This window comes from Labrys neptuniae (genome assembly GCF_040797145.1).
Taxonomy (GTDB): domain Bacteria; phylum Pseudomonadota; class Alphaproteobacteria; order Rhizobiales; family Labraceae; genus Labrys; species Labrys neptuniae.
Genome location: NZ_JBFNQD010000001.1, coordinates 1332517 through 1355700, shown reverse-complemented (window position 1 = coordinate 1355700; position 23184 = coordinate 1332517). Strand labels below are relative to the sequence as shown.

General features: G+C 62.5%; 20 protein-coding genes. 12 read left to right on the top strand and 8 right to left on the bottom strand.

All coding sequences use genetic code 11. The features are described from left to right. Positions 1-15: 15 nt before the first annotated feature. A complete protein-coding gene (locus ABXS05_RS06445) occupies positions 16-924 on the top strand; it encodes an aldo/keto reductase (RefSeq protein ID WP_367623303.1) in 909 nt (302 codons plus the stop codon). 86 nt (positions 925-1010) lie between these two features. Here ABXS05_RS06445 and ABXS05_RS06440 read toward each other — a convergent pair whose 3' ends face one another. After that, a complete protein-coding gene (locus tag ABXS05_RS06440; RefSeq protein ID WP_311942033.1) occupies positions 1011-1355 on the bottom strand; it encodes a hypothetical protein in 345 nt (114 codons plus the stop codon). On the opposite strand from ABXS05_RS06440, the gene ABXS05_RS06435 reads away from it, so the two are divergent. From ABXS05_RS06435 to ABXS05_RS06400, 8 genes are all read left to right on the top strand, one after another. Then, positions 1242-5156 (top strand): PAS domain-containing protein, encoded by a 3915-nt coding sequence (locus ABXS05_RS06435; protein WP_367623302.1) that lies wholly within the window; start codon positions 1242-1244, stop codon positions 5154-5156. The two genes, ABXS05_RS06440 and ABXS05_RS06435, sit on opposite strands and share 114 nt — an antisense overlap. Positions 5157-5528: 372 nt before the next feature. Beyond that, complete coding sequence (locus ABXS05_RS06430; RefSeq protein ID WP_367623301.1) at positions 5529-6779, top strand: sarcosine oxidase subunit beta family protein; 1251 nt, start codon at positions 5529-5531, stop codon at positions 6777-6779. A gap of 11 nt (positions 6780-6790) precedes the next feature. Beyond that, on the top strand, positions 6791-7069 hold the full coding sequence (locus ABXS05_RS06425) for a sarcosine oxidase subunit delta (protein ID WP_367623300.1): 279 nt from the start codon (positions 6791-6793) through the stop codon (positions 7067-7069). Continuing rightward, positions 7066-10047, top strand: coding sequence for a sarcosine oxidase subunit alpha family protein (locus ABXS05_RS06420; protein WP_367623299.1), 2982 nt, complete (start codon positions 7066-7068; stop codon positions 10045-10047). Before ABXS05_RS06425 ends, ABXS05_RS06420 begins: the two co-directional genes overlap by 4 nt. Further along, a complete protein-coding gene (locus tag ABXS05_RS06415) occupies positions 10040-10639 on the top strand; it encodes a sarcosine oxidase subunit gamma (protein ID WP_311941979.1) in 600 nt (199 codons plus the stop codon). The genes ABXS05_RS06420 and ABXS05_RS06415 overlap by 8 nt, the downstream gene beginning before the upstream one ends. Positions 10640-10741: 102 nt before the next feature. After that, a complete protein-coding gene (locus ABXS05_RS06410; RefSeq protein ID WP_311941976.1) occupies positions 10742-11104 on the top strand; it encodes a MerR family transcriptional regulator in 363 nt (120 codons plus the stop codon). Continuing rightward, positions 11101-11700 (top strand): short chain dehydrogenase, encoded by a 600-nt coding sequence (locus tag ABXS05_RS06405; protein ID WP_311941973.1) that lies wholly within the window; start codon positions 11101-11103, stop codon positions 11698-11700. The genes ABXS05_RS06410 and ABXS05_RS06405 overlap by 4 nt, the downstream gene beginning before the upstream one ends. Before the next feature lie 124 nt (positions 11701-11824). Then, on the top strand, positions 11825-13084 hold the full coding sequence (locus tag ABXS05_RS06400) for an MFS transporter (RefSeq protein WP_367623298.1): 1260 nt from the start codon (positions 11825-11827) through the stop codon (positions 13082-13084). A gap of 146 nt (positions 13085-13230) precedes the next feature. Here ABXS05_RS06400 and ABXS05_RS06395 read toward each other — a convergent pair whose 3' ends face one another. The 3 genes from ABXS05_RS06395 to ABXS05_RS06385 form a co-directional block, all read right to left on the bottom strand. Further along, positions 13231-14826: a peptide ABC transporter substrate-binding protein gene (locus tag ABXS05_RS06395; protein WP_311941968.1), complete on the bottom strand. Its 1596-nt coding sequence runs from the start codon at positions 14824-14826 to the stop codon at positions 13231-13233. A 144-nt stretch (positions 14827-14970) separates the two neighbouring features. Beyond that, the gene (locus tag ABXS05_RS06390; RefSeq protein ID WP_311941966.1) at positions 14971-15843 is read right to left on the bottom strand and encodes a DMT family transporter; all 873 of its coding nucleotides are present in this window, start codon (positions 15841-15843) and stop codon (positions 14971-14973) included. 8 nt (positions 15844-15851) lie between these two features. Continuing rightward, positions 15852-16757 (bottom strand): SDR family oxidoreductase, encoded by a 906-nt coding sequence (locus ABXS05_RS06385; protein WP_311941964.1) that lies wholly within the window; start codon positions 16755-16757, stop codon positions 15852-15854. Positions 16758-16848: 91 nt separating this feature from the next. Here ABXS05_RS06385 and ABXS05_RS06380 point away from each other — a divergent pair, with 91 nt between their 5' ends. Next, positions 16849-17424 (top strand): TetR/AcrR family transcriptional regulator, encoded by a 576-nt coding sequence (locus ABXS05_RS06380; protein WP_367623297.1) that lies wholly within the window; start codon positions 16849-16851, stop codon positions 17422-17424. A 34-nt stretch (positions 17425-17458) separates the two neighbouring features. Here ABXS05_RS06380 and ABXS05_RS06375 read toward each other — a convergent pair whose 3' ends face one another. Then, a complete protein-coding gene (locus ABXS05_RS06375; RefSeq protein WP_311942030.1) occupies positions 17459-17794 on the bottom strand; it encodes an ArsR/SmtB family transcription factor in 336 nt (111 codons plus the stop codon). Positions 17795-18581: 787 nt separating this feature from the next. Next, a complete protein-coding gene (locus tag ABXS05_RS06370; RefSeq protein WP_311941958.1) occupies positions 18582-19781 on the bottom strand; it encodes a multidrug effflux MFS transporter in 1200 nt (399 codons plus the stop codon). 13 nt (positions 19782-19794) lie between these two features. Here ABXS05_RS06370 and ABXS05_RS06365 point away from each other — a divergent pair, with 13 nt between their 5' ends. After that, the gene (locus tag ABXS05_RS06365; RefSeq protein ID WP_367623296.1) at positions 19795-19980 is read left to right on the top strand and encodes a hypothetical protein; all 186 of its coding nucleotides are present in this window, start codon (positions 19795-19797) and stop codon (positions 19978-19980) included. A gap of 460 nt (positions 19981-20440) precedes the next feature. Here ABXS05_RS06365 and ABXS05_RS06360 read toward each other — a convergent pair whose 3' ends face one another. Further along, positions 20441-21586, bottom strand: coding sequence for a DegT/DnrJ/EryC1/StrS family aminotransferase (locus tag ABXS05_RS06360; RefSeq protein WP_367623295.1), 1146 nt, complete (start codon positions 21584-21586; stop codon positions 20441-20443). Between the two features lie 163 nt (positions 21587-21749). On the opposite strand from ABXS05_RS06360, the gene ABXS05_RS06355 reads away from it, so the two are divergent. Beyond that, the gene (locus ABXS05_RS06355; RefSeq protein WP_311941951.1) at positions 21750-22622 is read left to right on the top strand and encodes a glycosyltransferase family 2 protein; all 873 of its coding nucleotides are present in this window, start codon (positions 21750-21752) and stop codon (positions 22620-22622) included. A gap of 27 nt (positions 22623-22649) precedes the next feature. Here ABXS05_RS06355 and ABXS05_RS06350 read toward each other — a convergent pair whose 3' ends face one another. After that, positions 22650-23153: a GNAT family N-acetyltransferase gene (locus ABXS05_RS06350; RefSeq protein ID WP_311941949.1), complete on the bottom strand. Its 504-nt coding sequence runs from the start codon at positions 23151-23153 to the stop codon at positions 22650-22652. Between the last annotated feature and the right edge of the window lie 31 nt (positions 23154-23184).

The window sequence follows — 23184 nt, the reverse complement described above, 5'->3', positions numbered from 1 at the left end:
CTGCGAGATCTTGAGATGAGCGACCTGCCGGCACCCGAACCGATCCGTCCCCTCGGCCGCAGTGGCATGTCGGTCAGTTCGGTCGCCTGGGGCATGTGGCGCTTCGGCGGTGAGGACCTTGCTTCGGCCCAGAAGCTGGTGGAGACCGCGCTCGAGGCCGGCGTCACGCTGTTCGATACCGCCGACATCTACGGCCCGTCCGACCTCGGCGGCTTCGGCGTTGCCGAAAGCCAGCTCGGCCGCGTGCTCGAGGCCAGCCCCGGATTGCGCCGGCGCATGGTGCTGGCGACCAAGGGCGGTATCGTCTTCGGCACGCCCTATAATTCCTCCGCCGCTTATCTCGCCTCGGCCATCGATGCGTCGCTGAAGCGAATGCAGGTCGATCGCATCGATCTGTGGCAGATCCATCGCCCTGATATCCTCACCCATCCCGGTGAAATCGCCAGGGCCCTCGAGGAGGCGCATCGGGCCGGCAAGATCGCCGCCATCGGCGTGTCGAACTATACGGCTGCCCAGACGCAGGGCCTGGCGGCTTGCCTCAACCTGCCCATCGTCAGCCACCAGCCCGAATTCTCGGCCCTCAAGCTCGATCCGCTCCAGGATGGAATTCTGGACCAGGCGATCATGAACGACATGGCGGTGCTGGCCTGGTCGCCCTTGGCGGGCGGGCGGCTTGCCCTGCCGCAGGATGAACGGGCGCGGGCGGTAGTTGGCTTGTTCGATGCCAAGGCGGAGCAGGCGGGTGTATTCCGCACGGCGGTGGCCTTGAGCTGGCTGATGGTGCATCCGGCACGAACCATTCCGATCGTCGGTACCCAGAACCTCGACCGCATCCGGGAGATCCCGCAGGCCTATCTGCCGCGCTGGAGCCGACAGGAGTGGTATGCGGTGCTCGTGGCTTCGCGCGGAGAGCGCCTGCCCTAACGGCGCCTCGCCCCTGCTCGACGACCTCGGAAGAAGAATGACCGGCAGCCCGGTGCTTCCCGAATGTTTCTGCCGGGCGCGCTGCGTCATACACAAAACACTGCTGAAAAAGGGCACAAATTCTCGCAGCGCCATTTGGCAATGGCGCCGCTTCTCAGTACCATTCCCACACTTTGAATGCTGATGATTTCGCTCGCGCAGGTGAGATCCGCCAGATGAAGATAGACGCCGGGCTTGGCTTCGGTCGCCTTGATGCGGTCGTACTTCCGGGTGACGTGGCACTGCTTCGCCATGTCGTCGAGCAAGCCGGCGTCGCCATGGCGTTGATCGGCCATGACGGCCGGTTTTGTTATGCCAATCCTGCCTTTTGTCGCCTCACCGGTTACCAAGCCGCCGGCTATGTCGGCATGACTTTTGCCGACTTCGCTCATACGGACGATCGCACCGGTTTCTCTTGGGATGGCCGGAACGAGGACGGCGTGGAGCGCCGCTATCGCCGGCATGACGGCACAGTCTTCACCGGCTTGACCAGTCTCTCCCGGCTTGGCGCGCTGGACGAAGCCTCTCCCTTTGCCGCGATTGTGCAGATCGTGGCCGTCAGGGACCAGAAGCCGGACGAGGCCGGCCTCGCCGAGGCGGAGTGGCGCTGGCGCCAGGCCCTGGAAGGCTCAAGGCAGGTCGTGTGGGACTTCGACGTGCCCAATGAAATGGTGTGGGTGTCGTCGCACTGGCGCACCATGCTCGACCTGCCCGACGAAGAGCGCGTGCATTCGATCGGCAACTGGCTGAGCAAGATGCATCCGGACGATCGTGCCCGCATGGCGGAGGCGGCAGGACGTGTCGGGCGCGATGGCAATCGGGACTTCGACGCGACCTATCGATTGAGGCACAATGACGGTCGCTGGATCTGGGTGGTCAGCCGCGGAAGGGCGGTCGAGTACGCACCGGATGGCACGGTCAAGCGTATGATCGGGACGATTGCCGACATCACCTACCAAAAGGAAATGGAGGAACGTCTTACCGCTGTTTCGGAGCGGTTGGAGGTCGCCGTTCAAGCCGGCGGAATCGGCATCTTCCACGTCGATTATCCCTCGGGCCTCCGGCATTGGGATGCGCGAACCTACGCGCTTCACGGCGTGACGCCCGAGACGTTCGGCAACACGCTGGAAGAGTTCTTCGGCCTGCTCTCGCCCGAAGATGCCGCGAGGGTCGATCGCATTCGCCAGAGCGCGCTGCAGTCGGGTTTGCACTATCAGCTCGACTATCGTGTTCGGTGTCCAACGACCAACCGGTTGCGCCATATCCGTTCCACGGTCAGGCTGATCCGCGGCGATGATGGTGCCCTGACGCATGGAACCGGTGTCTGTTGGGATGTCACCGACGATGTGGAGCGCAATCAGAGACTGCACGACACGCTGGTCCTGCTACAGGCCGTGATGAACGGCACGCCCGATCTGATCTATGCCAAGGATCGTGACGGCCGCTATGCTCTGGTCAATCCCGCGGTCGAGAGGCTGATGGGGCGATCGAGCGACGAGATCCTCGGCCGCTCCGATACAGACATCTTTCCGGCCGGGATGGCGCGCCGCCTGATCGAGAACGACCGTCATGTGATGCAGAGCGGGGAACCCTCCACCATGGAGGAGACAGCCATGCTCGGCGGCGTGTTGCGCACTTATTCCTCCACGAAGGCGCCGCGGCGCGACGAGCGCGGCGAGATCACTGGGCTGATCGGCATCTCCCGCGATATCACCGATGCAAAGGCGGCGGAGGAGGCTCTTCGACATAGCGAAATGCGGTGGCAATTCGCACTTTACGGCTCGGGCGATGGGGTCTGGGATCAGAATCTCGAGACGGGGGAGGTATTCTATTCGCATCAGTGGAAAGCGATGCTGGGCTACGACCAGGACGAAATCGGGACCAGCGCCAGCGAATGGTCCGACCGTGTACATCCGGAAGACCTGCCACGATGCCGGGCGATCATTGAAGCCCATCTGCGCGGCGAGACTCCGGATTTCGCCATAGAGAACCGCCTGCTGGCCAGGGATGGCAATTGGCGCTGGATCTATGATCGCGGCAAGGTGATCGAGAGGGCGGCGGATGGGCGTGCCTTGCGCATTATCGGAACCCATACCGACATCACGGCGCGCAAGGAGGCCGAAAGCGCCATCCTGGCCCTCAACCAGCGGCTGCAACTGGCGATCGAGGCAGCTGGCGTTGGTGTCTTCGAATATGATTTCGCCTCCCAGCGCTATAATTGGGACGATCGCCTGCACCGGCTCTATGACATGCCGTCGGACAGCTATGACGGCAGCCGGCAGGCTTGGCTCGATCGCATTCACCCCGACGACGTGGCCGCAATCACGCGCGAATATGACAGGGCAATGCGTGAAGGCACGCTGTTCGACATGGAGTTCCGCCTGCGGGACCGGCATTCCGGCAAGATCCGCCACATCCATTCGCTGGCCCGGGTGATCCGCGACGAGGCCGGCACCCCGATCCGCACGGTCGGCATGGATTGGGATGTGACCGAGCACAAGGAACTGGTGGAGGCGCTGTTCGAGGAAAAGGAGAGGCTGCGCATCACCCTGCATTCGATCGGCGATGCCGTGATCTCGACCGATGCTCATGCCCGGATCACGTTCATGAATCCCGGTGCGGAAGAAATGACGGGATGGCCCGGTCCGGATGCGGTTGGCAGGCGCCTGTCCGAAGTGTTTCGCATCGTCGATGAAGCCACCGGTGAACCCCTTGCCGACCCGGTGGAAACCTGCCTGGCGCGGATGCGCCCCTATTATCTCAGTGACGGTGCCGTGTTGCTGCGGCGGGACGGCGAGCGGCGCAGCGTGCGCGATTCCGCTGCGCCCGTGCGCACGGCCTCGGGTGAAATCATCGGCGCCGTGTTGGTCTTCCAGGACGTGACCAAGGCCCGCATCCTGCAGCAGGCTCTGGAACACTCGGCCAATCACGACAGCCTGACCGGACTTCCCAACCGTTCCGCCTTCGAGCGCGAGATCCGCCTGTCGCTCGAGCAGGCGCGCAAGGGCCAGCATCGGCACGTGCTGTGCTTCGTCGACCTCGATCGCTTCAAGATCGTCAATGACAGCGCCGGGCATGCCGCCGGCGATGCGCTGTTGCGCGAAGTCGCCAATCTGATGCGCCGCGTCTGCCGGACGGAAGACGTACCCGCCCGCCTGGGTGGTGACGAGTTCGCTCTTCTGCTGCGTGACTGCTCTGTCGTGGAGGGAGAGGCGATTGCGCAACGGTTTCTGCGCGGTTTGGCTCAGTTGCGCTTTGCCTGGGATGGCCGGACCTATCAGATCGGCGCCAGCGTGGGGCTGACCCGGATCGATGCGGAGGCGCCAAGGCAGGACGAGTTGATGAGCCAGGCCGATATAGCCTGCTATACCGCCAAGACCTCGGGCCGCAACCAGCTTGCCGTCTATGGCGATGGGGAGAGCAAGACCCATCGCAACCACAGCGAGATGCGGGTGGCAGACGGCATTCGCCACGCGATCGAAGCCAACCGCTTCCGCCTCTATGTCCAGCAGATCTTCGATCTTTCCGGGCGGGAAGGCAGGCAGCGGCATTTCGAGATCCTGCTGCGCATGCTCGATGATGCCGGCAACATCGTCGAGCCGGCTGCCTTCATCCCGGCCTCCGAACATTACGACCTGATGGGCAGTATCGACCGCTGGGTCATTCATGCCACGTTCCGCCGCTATGGTCCCCGCTTGCTCGACGCCGGCGATATCTCCCTCGCCATCAATCTCTCTGCCAATTCACTGAACGATCCCTTCCTCTGGCCGCTGCTGCAGGAGGAATTCGCTCAATCGGGCTTGTCGCCCCGGCGCATCCATTTCGAGATTGCCGAGACGGCGGTGATCAACAATCTGACGGCCGCGCAGCAGTTCCTTTCCAAGGCGCGCGCTGCCGGCTGCGGCGTGATGCTCGATGATTTCGGCAAGGGGCTGTCCTCGTTCACCTATCTCAGGCAGTTCTCCGTCGATGGTCTCAAGATCGATGGCGACTTCATCCGGCAGATGGCACGGAGCGACGTCGACCGCACCATCGTCGAATCGATCAACATGGTCGGCCACCGGTTGGGAACCATTACGGTGGCCGAGCAGGTGGAGGATGAGGAGACATTGACCCTGTTGCGTGCCATCGGTGTCGATCGTGCCCAGGGTTTCGTTCTTGCCCGCCCGCAGCCGCTGGACACCCTCTTTTGAGCCTGCATGCCGTGGCAGGGGGGCGGAAACGCCCATGCCCGCAGCAGCGGCGGCCTGACGAACCGGTTGCTTGTCGGCGACCGGCATTCGTGGTGAAACTTTTTTCCTGGCATTAAAGTAGCAAAAAATCTTGCACGCGCAGGAATAATCTTTCACTGTGGGTAACAGGCTGCTATGCGTAATAACAATACAGCCCGTATTCGCAAAGGGCAGAGGGATCCATGATTCTCGACGACAAGCGCTGATCGTGCCGGCGTGGCCTGGTCTTGGAAGTGGGCGCCTGAGCAGCATGCTCTCGAATCCACCTCTCGCTAGGCGACGAAGCGACCGGACGACCGAAGTTTTCCGCACTCTTCCCCGGCAAGAAGATCGATGCATTACTCCCTGTTCTCCCTTCTCAAGAATGCCCTGAATGGCCACCGTGGCTGGACGCCGACCTGGCGTGACGCCGAGCCGCGGCTCAACTACGACGCGATCATCATCGGCGGCGGCGGCCATGGCCTGGCGACGGCCTACTATCTCGCCAAGAATCACGGCATCACCAATGTCGCGGTGATCGAGAAGGGCTGGATCGGTGGCGGCAATGTCGGCCGCAACACCACGATCGTGCGCTCGAACTACATGCTGCAGGGCAATATTCCCTTCTATGAGCACGCCATGAAGCTGTGGGAGGGCCTGGAGCAGGACCTCAACTACAATGCCATGATGAGCCAGCGCGGCGTGCTGAACCTCTATCATTCCGATGCCCAGCGTGATGCCTTCGCCCGTCGCGGCAACGCCATGCGCCTGAACGGCGTCGATGCCGAATTGCTCGATCGCGACGGCGTCAAGGCGATGGCGCCCTTCCTGAATTTCGACAATGCCCGCTTCCCGATCCAGGGCGGCCTCCTGCAGCGGCGCGGCGGCACGGCGCGCCATGACGCGGTGGCCTGGGGCTATGCCCGCGCCGCCAGCGACCGCGGCGTCGACATCGTCCAGAATTGCGAGGTGACGGGTTTCGTCCGCGAAGGCGGGGCCATCGTCGGCGTCGAGACCACCCGCGGCACCATAAGGGCCAAGAAGATCGGCATGGCGGTGGCGGGCAATACTTCCAAGGTCGGCACCATGGCGGGATTACGCCTGCCGATCGAGAGCCATGTGCTGCAGGCTTTCGTCACAGAGGGGCTCAAGCCGTTGATTCCGGGCGTGATCACCTTCGGCGCCGGTCATTTCTATGTCAGCCAGTCCGACAAGGGCGGCCTGGTCTTCGGCGGCGACATCGACGGCTATAATTCCTATGCCCAGCGCGGCAACATGCCGGTGGTCGAGGATGTCTGCGAAGGCGGCATGGCGGTGATGCCGATGATCGGCCGCCTGCGGTTGCTGCGCAGCTGGGGCGGCATCATGGACATGTCGATGGATGGCTCGCCCATCATCGACAAGAGCGGCATCGACGGCCTCTATCTCAATTGCGGCTGGTGCTATGGCGGCTTCAAGGCCACGCCGGCCTCGGGCTGGTGCTTTGCCCATCTCATCGCCAAGGATCAGCCGCATGAGGTGGCTGCCGCCTATCGGCTCAACCGCTTCGAGACCGGAGCGGTGATCGACGAAAAGGGCCAGGGCGCCCAACCCAATCTTCACTGAGGCACGGTTCGATGCGGATTGCCTGTCCCTATTGCGGTGCGCGCGGCGTGCACGAATTCACCTATCTCGGCGATGCCGGGCTCACGCGGCCGGATGCCTCGGCGCCCGACGCCGGCAAGAACTTCTATGAATATGCCTATTTGCGCGACAACCCCGAGGGCGCGCATGAGGAGTTCTGGTATCACGGCTCGGGCTGCCGTTCCTGGCTCAAGGTCCGGCGCAACACCAAGACCCACGCAATCGAGAAGGCGGAACTGGTGATGCCTCAAGCTTTGGGAGCCGCATCATGAGCGAGGCCGTTTCCTTTCGTCTGCCTTCCGCTGGCCTGGTCGATCGCAACAGCACCGTGCGGTTTCGTTTCGACGGCAACAGCTATGAGGGGCTGAGCGGCGACACGCTGGCTTCTGCCCTGCTTGCCAACGGTGTCCGCCTGGTCGGACGTTCGTTCAAATATCATCGCCCGCGCGGCATCTTCACGGCTGGTCCGGAGGAACCGAACGCGCTGGTGGAGCTGCGCAGCGGCGCCCGGCGCGAGCCCAACACCAAGGCCACCACCATCGAGCTCTATGATGGCCTGGAGGCGGCGAGCCAGAACCGCTGGCCTTCGCTGAAATTCGACCTGCTGTCGGTGAACCAGCTCGCCGGCCCGATCTTCGTCGGCGGCTTCTACTACAAGACCTTCATGTGGCCGGCTGCCCTGTGGGAGAAGCTCTACGAGCCGATGATCCGCCGCGCGGCGGGCCTCGGCAGCGCCAGCCAATTGCCGGACCCGGATCATTACGAGAAGGCCGCCGCCTTTTGCGACGTGCTGGTGATCGGCGCGGGTCCTGCCGGCCTGATGGCAGCCCTGGAGGCCGGCCGGGCCGGTGCCCGCGTGATCCTGTGCGACGATGATTTCCGGCTGGGCGGGCGGTTGCTGGCCGAGCGGCATGAGGTCGGCGGCAAGCCGGCCGCTGCCTTCGCCACCGATATCGAGGCAGAACTCGCTGCCATGCCCGAGGTGCGCATCATGCGCCGGACGCAGGTCTTCGGTGTCTACGACACCGGTACCTACGGTGCCTTGGAGCGGGTGTCGGATCATCTGCCCGTACCGCCTGCCCACCAGCCGCGCCAGCGCCTCTGGCACATCATGGCCAAGCGCTGCATCAACGCCATGGGCGCCATCGAACGCCCCATCGTCTTCGGCGGCAATGACCGGCCGGGCGTGATGCTCGCCTCGGCGGCGCGCAGCTATCTCAACCGCTACGGCGTGGCGCCAGGCCGCCAGGCCGTGGTGTTCACCACCAGTGACGATGGCTGGCGCACGGCGGCCGATCTCGTGGCCGCCGGCGTGACCGTGGCCGCCGTCGTCGATCCGCGCCCGCAGGTCGATGCCGCGGTGTCGGGTTGGGCCGGCAAGGCGGGAACGCGCACCTTGCTCGGGGCAAGCGTGACCGATGCCAAGGGCGGCGCCCAGGGTATCAAGTCGGTCGAGGTGATCGCCGGGCGCAAGCGCGAGACGATTTCCGCCGATTTCCTGGCTGTCTCCGGCGGCTGGAACCCGCAGGTCGCACTCACCACGCACAAGGGCGCCCGGCCGCGCTGGTCGGATGAGCTTGCAGCCTTCGTGCCGGGCGATCTGCCCGAGGGCATGACGGTGGTCGGCGCCGCCAATGGCGACTTTTCCCTCGGCGCCTGCCTGCGGGCTGGTGCGCAAGCCGGCAGGGTCGCAGCCGGCGATTGCGGTTTTTCCGCCGGGCAGGCTCCTATCCCCGCCTGCGACGACGAGCCTGTCGGCCTCAAGCCGCTCTGGCATGTCGCCGAGACGAAGAGCAAGGCCTTCGTCGACCAGCAGAACGACGTCACGGCCAAGGACATCGAGATCGCCCATCGCGAAGGCTTCCGCTCGGTCGAGCATCTCAAGCGCTACACCACGCTGGGTATGGCCACAGACCAGGGCAAGACCTCGAACATACCGGGCCATGCCATGATGGCGGGCCTGCTCGGTCGTTCGATGACGGCGGTCGGCACCACGGTTTCGCGGCCGCCGCATTTCCCGGTGGCGATCGGCGCCTTGGCCGGTCCCCATCGCGACAAGCATTTCAAGGCGACGCGCCTCACCGCCGGCCATGAATGGGCGATGGCCAACGGTGCCACCATGGTGGAGGCCGGCCAGTGGCTGCGCCCGCAGTGGTTCTCGCGTCCCGGCGAGAAGGACTGGCTGGAAAGCGTTTGCCGGGAGGTCAAGACCACCCGTTCGATCGTCGGCGTGTGCGATGTCTCGACGCTGGGCAAGATCGATATCAAGGGTGCCGACGCCGGTGCCTTCCTGGACCGCGTCTACGTCAACACCTTCTCGACGGTCGCCGTCGGCAAATGCCGCTATGGCCTGATGCTGCGCGAAGACGGCTTCGTCATGGATGACGGCACGGCGGCCCGCTTTGCACCCGATCACTATGTGATCTCCACCACCACGGCCAATGCCGTGAAGGTGATGCAGCATCTCGAATTCTGCCGCCAGACACTCTGGCCCGAACTCGACGTCTCGCTCTCTTCGATCACCGAGCAGTGGTCGCAATATGCGGTGGCCGGGCCGAAGGCGCGCGAATTGCTGCAGAAGCTCTACGGCTCGAGCGCCGATCTGTCGAACGAAGCCTTCCCCTATATGGGATGTGCCACGCTGCAGCTCGGCAATGTCGGCTCGCGGCTCTACCGCCTCTCCTTCTCGGGCGAGCTTGCCTATGAGATCGCGGTACCCGCCCATTACGGCCTTGACCTCCTCAAGGCACTGATGGCGCTGGCCGAGGAGATGGGCGGCTGCGCCTATGGCACCGAGGCTCTCGGCGTCATGCGCGTCGAGAAAGGCCATGTCGCCGGCAATGAGCTCAACGGCCAGACCACGGCCCGCGATCTTGGCCTCGGCAAGATGATGTCGACCAAGAAGGACTATATCGGCCGCGTTCTGGCCCAGCGTCCTGCGCTGGTGGCGGCCGACAGGCCCGGCCTCGTCGGCGTCAAGCCGGTCAATCCGGCCGATCGCTTGCGGGCCGGTTCGCATTTCCTCAAGAAGGGGGCTGCGGCCGTCGCGGCCAATGACGAGGGTTTCGCAACCTCGGTGGTCTATTCGCCGATGCTCGAAAGCTGGATCGGCCTTGGCCTGCTCGCCAACGGTCCGTCTCGTCATGGCGAAGTGATCCGGGCCTATGATCCGGTACGCAACGGCGATATCGAGGTCGAAGTCATCTCGCCCATCTTCTTTGATCCTGAAGGGAGCCGTCTCCATGTTTGACGCAATGAGCGCGGGGCGTTTGGAGTCCCGTAGCGCCTTTGCCGGCCTGCTCAAACCGGTGGGAACGGGTGCAGGCGTCACCGTGCAGGATCGCTCGGGCCTGGAAATCGTCACCCTGGCCGCCCGTAAGGGCCAGGAAGGAGCGCTGGCGGCCCGCATGCAGGCCGCCTATGGCCTCAGGCTGCCAAACGGGCCCAAGCGGGTCGTGGCCGGCTCGCTTGCGGCGCTGGGCACCGGGCCGTCGGCCTGGCTGGTCACCCGCGAGGCAGGTGGGCCCAATTTGCTCGTCTCGGACCTGATCGAGGCGGTCGGCACGCTCGCGTCGGTGACCGACCAGACCTCCGGCTATGCCGTGCTGCGGGTTTCTGGCCCGCATGTCCGCGATATGTTCGCCAAGGGGCTGGACATCGACCTGCATCCGCGCGCCTTCGCACCGGGCGATGCCGCCGTGACCGCCTGCTCGCATATCGGCGTGACGCTGTGGCAGCTCGACGAAACGCCGACCTACGAAATCGCCCTGTTTCGCAGCATGGCCGGCAGTTTCTGGCATTGGCTGAGCGACAGCGCCGCCGAATTCGGCCTGGCGGCGTAACGGGAGCCGCCGGCTCCCGATTGCGCGCCGAAGATCCTGCTTGACCTGGAGCCGCTCCAGATTGGTAGCCTGCCGGCAAAAGGTCGGATCGTGGGCAAATCCATGCGTATCTCGGAAGCGGCGTCCAGAAGCGGGCTGAGCATCGACACCATCCGCTATTATGAGAAGCAGAACCTGCTTCCAAGGATCATCCGGGGGCCCGGCGGCAATCGGCATTTCTCGGCGGAGAATGTCGAATGGCTCGTGCTGTTGTCATCGCTGCGCGAGACGGGCATGCCCATGAAGCGGATGCGGAACTTTGCGCGCCTCTATAGGGAGGGCGATGCAAAACTCGCGGAACGCAAGGAAATACTCCTCGACCACGCCATGCAGTTGGAGGAACGGCGAGCGGCTTTGGACCATTGCGCGGAACTCCTCGCCTACAAGCTCAAGCGTTACGATGAGATCGCCGGAGGCAAAGGATGAGGATCATCGTTGTCGGTGCCGAAGGCGATATCGGGAAGGCCGCCTGCAAGGAATTGGGATCTCGCCACGAGATCATCAGGGCTGGCCGGTCCAGCGGCGATGTTCGGGTCGACATGGCTGATCGAGCATCGGTCGAGGCCATGTATGCCAAGTGCGGCGCAGTGGATGCGGTTATCTCGACGGCGGGGAACGTTCATTTCGCTCGGCTTGGTGAGTATACCGAGGAGACCTTCATGCTCGGCCTGCGGCACAAGGTCATGGGCCAGGTCAATCTGGTGCTCGCTGGACTGGCCATCGTCAGTGAGGGCGGCTCTTTCACGCTGACCAGTGGTGTGCTCGACCGCGAGCCCATACGGATGGGTGTGGCGGGCGCCGCAGCCAACGGCGCTGTCGGAGGCTTCGTCCTCGGCGCTGCAATCGAAATGCCGCGCGGATTGCGCCTCAATGCCGTCAGTCCGGGGCTTCTGGACGTATCCGTGCCGCGATATGGCCGTTGGTTCCCCGGTCATGAGCCTGTTTCATCGAAACGGGTGGGGCTTGCCTATGCAAGAAGCGTGGAAGGAGCCATGACTGGCAAGGTAATCATCGTTGAATAGATATCTGCGGCACCATGGCAGAATTGGGCGACCCGACGTAGGCTAGATGCTAGAGTTATCCCGAACCCGTGGGTCTCGCGACAGCTTCCGTGCCTCATATCCCTAGGCAGGTCAGGGCTAGAACATGCCGCTGAGAACATGGTTTGGTGGGATAGGCGAGGCGTTCTCCGATCGCAATTTTCGCCTCTATTCCGTGGGATCCATCATTTCCTGGATCACCTACTTCGTTCAACAGATCGCGTTCTCCTGGGCGGCCTGGGAAATCACGCAGTCGGCCGTTTGGCTGGCGATCATTGCCCTCCTCTCCACTGTCTCCAATGTCCTGCTATTGCCTCTGGGGGGAGCTCTGGCCGATAGAGTCGACCGTTTCAGGATGGTGGTATCGGCCTATTTCTTCGATTTTCTCAAAGCCGTTGCGCTGACTGTCCTTGCCTATAGCGGCCACCTCAGCCTGCCCGTGATCTGCGCAAGCGCCATCCTCCATGGCATCATCCATGCTTTCAGCGTACCGGCCTCCTACGGCATGATGCCGCGCTTCATTGCCCGCGGGTGCCTGTCCTCGGCAATTGCCGTCAGCTCTTCCTATACGCAGTTCGCGGTCTTTGCCGGCCCAGCCATCGCCGGCTGGATTCTGGTACATTGGGGTGTGGCGGCGGCCTTCGCTACCAATGTTGCCGGTTATCTGGTCTACTTCGCGGTTGTCTGCTTCCTGCGCACGCCCGAGGGCTATCAGCAGCAGAAATCACCAAGGCGCTCCTTGCTGGGCGACCTCCCCGAAGGTGCACGCTACATCCTACAGCACAAGGGCATCCTCGCCTTGCTTTTGATGATGCTGGCCGGTGACGCGTTACTGGCGGCAGTCTATCAGTTGATGCCGGCTTATAGCGACGCGCTGCTCGGAGCGGGCGTCGGCGGTGTATCGATCCTGTTTGGCACCGGCGGTCTCGGCGCGACTCTCGCCGCCCTGTGGCTGGCCCATGGCGGGGCTCATCCGGCCACGCCGCTACGCGTATTCTGGGCCTTCCTCGTATTCGCGCTGGCTGTTTGCGGCCTGGCGGTCTCTTTCTCCCTTTTCTGGTCGATCGCCGCCATGCTGGCCTTCGGCTTTGCGGGCGAGACAGCCAGGACGGCCACCGTCTCGATCCTGCAGATCAGCGTCGACGACGGGCAGCGGGGACGGGTGATGAGCATGCGCTTCCTGCTGCAGCAGGCGGCCGGCGGATTGGGAACCCTGGCGATCGGAGGAATGGCCCAGCAGGCCGGCCTGCGGCTGTCTCTTTTTGCCACGGCCATGATCGCGTTGGCTGTCTGGGCGATCGCCTGCCTCAAACGCGCGCGCATTCTGGCTTCCTTTCAGGTGGTACGTGAAGGATCCGAGAGTTGACGGCTCCAGGCGATGGTGCGCGCGCCATGATCCAGGTAGCGCAAGCCGAAGTTGGCCTGCTCCGCGGGGAGCGTGTTTACGATCCTAGAAATGTCGTCTTCGACGCTCGCCAGAAAGGCAGGGCCGCATGACGCGAATTTGCCCAGTTACTCCTTGCTGAGAAACCGCGTCAGGTGCTCGTTGGCAGCGTTGTCCTGCCAGCCCTTCACCTTGCTCGAGACCAGCCAGAGATCGGCATTGGAGAGCAGGGGAGCCACAGGCTGGTCGCGCGCCAGGAGCGCCTCGGCATCCTCCAGAATCTTCAAACGCTTGGCCGGATCGGTTTCGGCATAGGATTTGGCGACCAGCGCGTCATAGTCCGGACTGGCGAAATGGGAATAGTTGAACGCCTTGTTGGCCGTCGTCGGTAGCGCGAGGAAGTTTTCGGCGTCGGCATAGTCGGCCACCCAGGCCGCGCGCGCTACCTCGAAGGCACCGCCGTCGCGCAGGAAGGCGTAGTGGGACTTGCTGTCCGAATTGAGCAGGGAGACCTCGACGCCGAGTGCCTTCCACATATCCGCCACAGCGGTGGCGATCCGGCGATTATTGTCGTTGGTGCCGAAACGGATGGTGAGCTTCAGCGGCTTGCCACTCTCGCCGAAGCCGGCCTGCTTGAGCAGGTCCTTGGCGGCGTCCTCACGATCGAGCTGAGGCTTGTCGGCGAAGTCCGGCTTGGCGGGGGTATAGCCCGGCAAGCCGGAGGGGACGAAGCTGTAGCTGCCGACGCGCGTGCCCGAGAAGATTTTCTCGGCCAGGAAGTCGCGATCGACCGCCATCGACAGGGCACGTCGAACCCTGGCATCGTCGAAGGGCGGGGTGCGGGTATCGAAGGCATAATATTCATTGGTCAGATTCGGCGAGACATGGACCTGATCGCCCACCTTCTCCTTGAGAAGTTTCAGCTGATCGGCCGCGAACTCGAAGGTCATGTCGAGCTCGCCCGCAAGAAAGCGCCGCTGGGCGGCGGCCTGGTCATCGATCGGATAGGAGATCACCTTGTCGATGCGGACATTGGCGGCATCCCAGTAACGCGGGTTCTTCACCAGCGTGACATGATCATTGGCGAGGTTCTCGGTCAGGGTGTAGGCGCCGTTGGAGATCAAATTGCCAGGCTTGACGAAATCGGCCTTGAGCTTCTCGACCGAGGCCTGATGCACCGGCAGGGCGGCTTGATTGGCGAGGAGTTGCAGGAGATAGGGCGTCGGCCGTTCCAGCGTGATCTCCAACGTCCTGTCATCGAGGGCCTTGACGCCGAGCGTGTCGACACCGGCCTTGCCGCTGTTCACCGCTTCGGCATTCTTGATCGGATAGAACAGATTGGCGAAGCTGGCCGCTTCCTTGGGATCTTCGAGCCGGCGGAAACTGAAGACGAAGTCAGCGGCCGTGACCGGATCGCCATTGGACCACTTGGCATTGGGACGCAGCTTGAAGGTGTAGGCGAGACCGTCGGGGGAAATCGTCCAGCTTTCGGCCGTTCCCGCCGTGAGCTTGCCGGCAGCATCGAAAACGGTGAGCCCCTCGAACAGGTCCTTGAGGATGAATTGCTCGGCGATGATCGAGCTGTGGGTTGGATCGAGGGTCTGGGCCTCGGCGCCATTGCCTTTGTGCAGGACGGTCTCGGCCAGAGCGGGGCGGGATGCACCGGCCAAAAGGCTGGCCGCGAGGGGGAGGACGAGGGCGAATAGTCTCAGTGCGGGCTTCATGCGGACTTCCCCTTATGGGCGTCCCGGCTGGTGCCGAGATTCGTGATGGGCCGAGTAAACTGGCTCGTCCGGCCCGCGACAACCCTGGACATTTGCTGGGGGAAAGGGCTTGTCTTCACAGGCAGAGATCGTCTCGCAGGACTATCAGGCTGCCGTCCGGCGCAGCAGCAGGATGAGCCCCGCCGAGATGATGAAGGCGGCGCCGAGAAGAGTTATCGCATCCGGTACGTCGCCGAAGGCGAAATAGCCGACGATGGCGGCACCAACGAGTTCCGCATAGACGAGAGGCGCCAGGGTCGAGGCATCGGCGAGCCGGAAGGCGATGATGGAGAGCAGGTGGCAGACCGCCGAGATCAGGCCGAGACCAGCAAAGAGGAGGAAATGATCGGTGGCGGGGGCAGACCAGGAAAGCACGGCCTGCGGCGTGAGGAGGGCTGCCCCAAAGAAACACTGGAAAGCCAGTGTCTTGACGGGGTCACTCTGCTGGGCCGCACGCCTGGTGGCGATCAGGTAGAAGGCAAAGCAGATGCCGGAGGCCAGAGCCAGGAGAATGCCGGGTTCGATGCCGCCGCCGGGCTGGAGAATGATGAGCGAGCCCACAAAACCCAGGGCGAGGCTGACGCCCTTGGCCGGTGTCATGCGTTCCTTGAGCACGACGATAGACAGGGCGACCGCCAGGATGGGGCCGACGAAATAGGCGCAGAGTGCCGTCGCCAGCGGGATGCGGGCAATGGCCAAAAAATACAGGGTCATCGCCGCGACCAGGAAGACGGTGCGCGCGATATGAGAAGCCAGATGCTCCGACGGGAACATCCTCCGGCCATGGAGGAGGGCCGAGAGAGGCAGGACCGCCAGGCCCGCCACCGCATAGCGCGCCCAACCGATGAAGAAGGGCGAGTAGTCCGTACTCAGATATTTGGCAATGCCGTCGACGGTCGGCACGCTCACCATCGCGATGATCATGGCCAGGATGCCGCGGGCGGATCCTGTGGTTTCGGCGGAGGCAGGCATGGCCATGAAGGAACCTATCTATAACCGGTCGCGTCGGCCGGCTTTCCGGCTTCTTCGATCTCCGGAATGTAGCGCCAAGCGTCGGGCTGGGAGCCATCAAGATCGGTGAAACCGTAGATTCGCGCCAGCTGTCCACTCGAAAGAGACTGCCCGTTCCAGCGATTCCTTTCGGCATCGGCGGCAAGGGCTGCCACGGCGCGCCCGACGAAGCGAGGTGTTTCCGAAATGACGAAATGCGGCACCGTTGCCGTGGCATCCCGCCAATTCTCCTCTGCGACACCGAATGCCTCCAGCATCATTTCCGAGCGCAGCCAGCCCGGGGTGAGCGCCACCGAGGTGGCCCCGTATTTGGCGAGGTCCTTGGCATGCGCCCAGGCGAGACGGATCACCGCCGACTTGACCAGATCGTAGAAGGGCGAGAGGCGGTAGTGGCCGGCATTGTAGTCGGCCGTTCCGTCCGTCATCTCCACGAGAAGACCGCCGGGGCGCTCGATCAGCAGGGGCAGGGCGTGATGCGCGGTGATCAGATGGGTATCGATCCCCAGGCGCAGCAGGCGCAATCCCTTGTCGAGATCGTGTTCCCACACGGCCTTGTTCCACTCGAACAGTTTCTCGCCGCCCCAGACATCGTTGACCAGGATGTCGAGACGGCCTTGCTCGCTCCGTATCCGCTCCACCAGGCCACGTACCTCATCGGGTACGAGATGGTCGACGCGGATGGCAATGCCCCGGCCGCCGGCCGCATTGACCAATTCGGCCGTCTCCTCGATGGTTTCCGGCCTGTCATACTCCGATCGATGCCCACGGGTGCTGCGCCCGGTGACGTAAACGGTTGCGCCTGCTGCTCCCAGCTCGACTGCAACACCTCGGCCCGCCCCTCGCGTGCCGCCGGCAACAAGTGCGACCTTTCCGGTGAGCATGACCACAGCTCCTGTTTTCGATTGCCGAGCGCTCTTTTCGAGCATAAGAATTGATATATAAATGATCGTTCGGTTATAAATGGATGTCAAGATGCCCCGACATAAGACCCTGCCCGACGAGACCGTGCTGGGAGTTGCCTTGCAGCTTCTGCACACTGGAGGGCCGGAGGCACTGACATTTGCGGGATTGGCGCGGGCTAGCGGCCTGGCGGCTGCAACCTTGGTGCAGCGCTTTGGCAGCAAGGCGCAGCTCAAGCAGGCGGCCTTGCTCCATGCCTGGGACCGCTTGGACGAAAAAACGTCACAGCTGGCAGCTGATATTGCGCGCACGCCCGAGGGGGCAGTCGATCTGCTGGTGGCTCTCTCCGGCGACTATGGCGCCATCGAATCCTATGCCGAAGGATTGCTGATCCTGAGGGAGGATCTGCGCGATCCCCTGCTGCGCGCACGCGGCGCGCGCTGGCGGGATGCCCTCGTCGACGTGCTCGACACCTGTTTGGCGGAGCGGGGAGGCCAGCGCCAAGGGCTTGGCCAATTGATGGCGTCGCAATGGCAGGGCTCGCTCGTTTGGTGGGGTTTCGAGCCCAATTGTCCGGTTGCGGACCATGTCGGCCGCGAACTCAGGCAATTCGTGGCAGCCGTCATGCCGAAAAGGGCGGGCACCTGAACGGCGCCCGTCCCCATCGCCCTATTTGAGGGGCTTATCGGGCTTCGACCGAGCGAAGCTGCGTCACCGGGCTGCGTTCGGGCAGCTTCACCGGCATCGGCGCATCGTCAATGGCAATGTCGTGCAGGGCCATGCGTTCGGCGACCCAGCTTTCGGCCAGGGCCAGGGCATGCGGCGTCATGCGATAGGTGCGCACGCGGCCAGCCTTCTCGGAGACGACGATACCCCCGGCTTCGAGCACGCCGAGATGCTTGAGCACCGCGGGCATGCCCATGGAAAGGGGGAGTGCGAGTTCGCTGACAGAGGCTGGTCCGCGGGCAAGACGATCGACCATGGTGCGACGGCTGGTATCGGCGAGCGCATGGAACATTCTGTCGAGAGCGAGAGGATCGAGGCGAGCTTCCACGTCAGGCTACTTTCTTAGTCGGAGGAGGAAACCGGCCAGCAATGTGCCGGCCGGCGGGGCATCAAGCCAGGGAGAACAATCTGGGAGCACCGGTCTGGCGGGTCCCGGGCCTGGAAAGGGGAGGCATCGGCACCGAATTTCGACGGATGGTTCGGCTCGGCGAACGGCAAGGCTTCACAGTCCCAATCCGGCCCGCGATCTTGCCGGTAATTCAGCTGATACGATGAGGGAGAGAGCGCCATCGTCAGGCCTCAAAATGCCAATGATCTTCCAAACCGTGCCGGGCTGCCAAAGGAGCCTATCGAATTGATATCGTTCGAAATTCCAAACTTATGTCTGTCTTGCCGATCACAAAAAGAAGCCCGCTGCGCGGGCTTGGGAGGGTATCGAGAGAACCGAGCGAAGGTGCGAACAGCACAGCATGGAGGGGATCTGTTTGGAGATCGCTGCGCCGTTCGCAAGATCAATCTAGACGGGCGGCGCTAGGAGCACACTCCGTCAAATATGACGTGTCGAATTTGACGGATTGGCGGGAAAGGCGCGAATGACGCGCAGACCTCGCTGCGAGCGAAGGCGAGGTTTTTCGCATGAAAATGCGTAGATTGGAATAGATCTAGCAGGTTTGGCGGCCGGCAGGAAGCCGATCCGCCTACCTCTTTAGTAGAGGGCCCAGCAATCGCTGTTCGACTGGAACGACATGCGCGCCGATTCGGCCGGGATCGGAAACGGTGCGAGACCGCTGTGGTTGGGCTCATTCCGCCGGGGCGGCGATCTCCTTTTCAGTCAAAGTGAGCTTGGCCAGAATCAGCGCTCCTATGGCGCAGAGGGCGATGATCGTGACCATCGGCAGGGCCGTGCCATTGAAGAAGAGGCTGGCGATCACGATCATGACGGCACCCGTCACCATTTGCAGCGTGCCACCAAGAGCCGAGGCCATGCCCGCAATGGGACCATGATGCTCCAGCGAAAGGACCATGCTGGTCGGGATGACCAGGCCGAGGAAGGCAAAGGTGATGAAGAGCATCGCGACCAGCACGGGCAGGCTGTCGACACCGCTTGCAACCAGCGCGAAAAGGACGATGGCCGCGATGGCATAGGCGAAGACGGCGCCGAGGATCACCCGGCCCATGCCGAAACGTTGGCCGAGATGGGCGCTGAACTGGGAGGCGCCGATGAAGCCGATGGCGTTCACGGAAAAGGCCAGGCTGTAGAGCATCGGGGTCAGGCCGAAATGATCGACATAGATGAAGGAGGAACTGGCCAGGAAGGTGAAGAAGCTCGACATGCCCAGCGCGCCGATGAAGGTCACTCCCAGGAAATGGCGGTCACGCAGCAACAGCCCGTAATTCGACAGGACGGTGGGCAGGTCGCCGGCAATGCGTTCGGCCGGCGGCCGGGTCTCCGGCAGCACGAAAGCCGTCAGCAGCAGGCTCAGCACGGCGGCGATGGTGACGGCTACGAAGACCGCGCGCCATCCGAAGGGAATGATGAGGGCGCTGCCTGTGAGAGGGGCGAGGATGGGGGAGACGCTGAACACCAGCATCACCAGGGACATCAATCGGGTTGCCTCGACGCCGGTATGCAGGTCACGGATGATGGCGCGCGGGATCACCATCACAGCCGCCGCTCCGATGCCCTGGATGAGGCGCAGGCCGATCAGCCAATCGATGGTTGGGGCCGACGCGCAGCCGATCGACGCCAATGTGAACACCGCCAGACCGAAATAGAGCGGCAATTTGCGGCCGACAATGTCAGAGACCGGTCCGTAGATGATCTGGGTCAAGCCAAACCCCAGGAAGAAGGCCATCAGGGTCATCTGGGCGGCGGCGGTGCTGGTCTGGAGATGCTCCGCCATCGAGGGGAGGGCGGGAATATACATATCGATGGCAAAGGGCCCGATGGCGGCGAGCAGGCCGAGCACCAGAGCGTTGCGAGCAAAGCTGTGCGGCATGGAAAATCCTGTGATGACCGGCGAGTTGGAGGGGCTTTCGGCCGCAGCCGATGGCAGCTGGCGCAGCATGGCCCTGGAGAACTGCTTCCTGGCACGTGGTTATCGCGAGCCCACTCGTCAAGCAAGGGCCTGGAATACGCACTCGATCTGCCTGCCCGCCAGGCATCCCGGCCGTGACGCTGGGCTTGTCGGCCATTGATGGAAAGGAAGGTGGTACTTGGGTAAGGAAGGTCTCGAGCCGGAAAAGTCAGCAATGGCGGCCGCCGACGAAAACGGGGGAAGAAGCAATGCTTCTTCCCCCGTTCACCGATTTCTCGAAACGCCAAGCTTTCACAAGCGAAATCTGCACTTGGTTGTTATGTGAAGCAACGCTTGGCAGAAATGGCGCCCACAACCTCAATGGCGTCTTTGTTAACAAGATGGAATGCTACAATCAATTTCAGGCCTGTCCAGTATGAAATTGAATCAATCCGTCCGTTGCGGAACTTATATCGATTTACCTTTTCAGATGAGAAAAAGAACCGAATTGAGTAGTCCGCAACGGCTATAGGTTGTTTGGCGTTTCGCCCTGCGGAAGGGCGATTCGGAAGAGTGGTGGCGAGGAGACCTTGCCGCATGAACCAGCTATCCCGACAGCGATACCGTCGGTCTCCGGAACATCAGGTCTTGTCTGCGAGAATCTCCCGCAAGGCACCTGCGACGATATCTGCTTTGTCTTCGGTCATATTGTAGCCGGACGGCAGATTGATGCCGTGCCTGGCGATCGCCTGTCCCTTGTCATGCGGCGTGACCAGGCGCTTGGCTGCCGGACGATCGGCAAAAGCCTGCATGCTCGACAGCGGCGAGAAGAAAGGACGGGTATCGATGTTGCGCTTGTCGAATTCGGCCATCAGGCTGAACTTGTCGAGGCCGAGGGCCGGATCGAGGACCACCGTCACCATCCAGAAGGAGTTCTCGCTTCCCTCGGGTTCGGCATTGAGGGTGATGCCGTTGAGCCCGCCGAGCCGTTGCCGGTACCAATCGAAAATGGCGCGCTTATGGGCGATCAGCGTGTCGATGCGTTCCATCTGTGCGACGCCGAGAGCCGCCGTCACCCCATTCATGCGATATTTGAAGGCGATTTCCTGGTTGATGAACCGGCGATGGTCGCCCGGCGCCCGGCCATGATCCCGCAAGCAGAGCACGCGCTGGTGGAGATCGTCGTCATCGGTCACCAGCATGCCGCCCTCGCCGGTGGCGACGGTCTTCGAGCCATGGAAACTGAAGGCGGCTGCCCGCCCGAAGCTGCCCGCCCGCCGACCGCGATAGCGAGAGCCGAGGGCCTCGGCCGAATCTTCGATGAGATGGACGCCGTGCCTGTCGGCAATGTCCTGCAAGGCCTGCCAGTCGCACATCGAACCATAGAGGTCCACGCCCAGGATCGCCTTGGTCTTGGGACCGATGGCGGCCTCCACAGCGTGCGGATCGATGCACCAGGTGTCGGGCAGTATGTCGACGAGCACGGGTTCGGCACCGACATAGGTGACCGGTGCCACCGAGGCGATCCAGGTCACGTCGGGCACGATCACCTCGTCGCCCGGGCCGATGCCGAGCGCGGCCAGGATGAGATGCAGTGCTGCCGTGGCATGCGGCACGCTGACGGCATGCTTCACGCCGACATAATCGGCCATCATCCGCTCGAAGCGGGCATTATAGGCATAGTGATTGGCATACCACGCCGTGCGGGCCGCCTCCGCGGCGAGTTCGGCCTCTCTCTCGGTGATGGAGGGACCTGCGACGGGAATGCGTTCGGGGGCAATGATCACGGTGACTCGGCTCTACTTGATTGGCAGCCGATACATACCGCGCTCACCTGCGCGGCGCCAGACCGATCAAAATGGCCGGCGCAGCGCAGGAATTGCCGGTTGCGGCTGTTGCTGCAAAGGAATAGGACATGCTCCGGTTGATGGCCGATAGGAGCCCGTGAGCATGTCAGGACCCTGCGTAACTATAGGGATTCCTATCTATAATGCAGAAGACATGATCGCGGAATGTCTGGAGTGTTTACTGAACCAGACATACAGAAATATTCGCATCGTCATATCGGACAATGCTTCAACGGATGGCACTCAAGCCATCGTCGAGCGCTATGCAGCAGTCGACAATCGGATTACATATCTGAGGCGGCCCGAGAATGTCGGACCGGTCAGGAACTTCCGTGGCCTGGTGGATGCGGCGCAGACACCGCTCTTCCTGTGGCGGGCGCATGACGACCTTTCCTCCGCCGACTATGTCGAGCGATTGGTCGCCGCTTTTGATCGAACGCCGAATGCCTTGCTGGCCGTTCCTACCGTGATGACGTATCGAAGCGACAGGCCTGTCACTATTGCGCGGCCCCGTGAACTGCAGGGGTCGCAACTGCGACAGATTGCGGATCTTCTCTACAATTCTCCTGCAAGCTGGTTCTACGGCCTGTGGCGAACCGATGCCTTGCGTGGAATACTGGATTACGTCAATCGGGCCTATCCCGACCCCTGGGGATCCGATCATCTGGTGATGTACCCGGTTTTCATACGCAGGGCCGTTGCGATGGCACCTGAGGCTCAGTTTTCCCAGCGCATCGTCTGGAAAGAAGCCAACCGTTCGATGAGGATCGTGCCGGCCATGCATCTTGTCCGGTTGCGGCGAGCCTATTGGAAAGCCTGCCTCCACGATATCGATGAAGCCGGGTTTAGCGGGGTCGAGAAGCTTGCCCTGAAGGGGATTACTTTTTTCTATGTCGGTAAACGGGTTGCCCGCATTGGCAAGATCACCCGCGTCGCTTTCAGGCAGGTTCTGGCGCTGTTTAGGCGCAAAAACTGAAGTAAATATTATTATTTATACTAAAATTTATATTCTCTTTTCCATCAGTACGACGTCGTAAATGTCGTCGTTCGTACGAAAGTGGTTCAGCATCGTCCCAACAATTCTAAAATTCATGGACTTATAGAGGGAGAGCGCGGCGAAATTGTCCGCTCTGACTTCCAGGAGTATTTTTTCCAGGCGATGTTTTTCTTTCGCCGTTGCAACGAGGTTCTCCATTGCAACACGTCCCAAACCCTTGCCTTGCGCGCTCGGCGCAATAACGATGCCGATAAAGCCATGCCGATTGCGATGGTGAATATTGGTGATCTGGGCAAAGCCGATTGGTTCATCCGTCGTGCTATCGGCAATGACCATGAAACTGCCATTGGGGTCGGTCTTCCGGCGCTCCAGCCATCCGGCGACTGCGTCATCATCTGTTGATGTCACCACATTGAGCAGCAGGGCCTGCAGGGCGGAATCCCTCCGAAGCGAAGCGAGAAAATCAAAATCGCTATTCTCCGGAGATCTCAAGCTCACTCGCTTCAACATCGCATTCCTGTTTGCTTGATGGCAGCAGTCG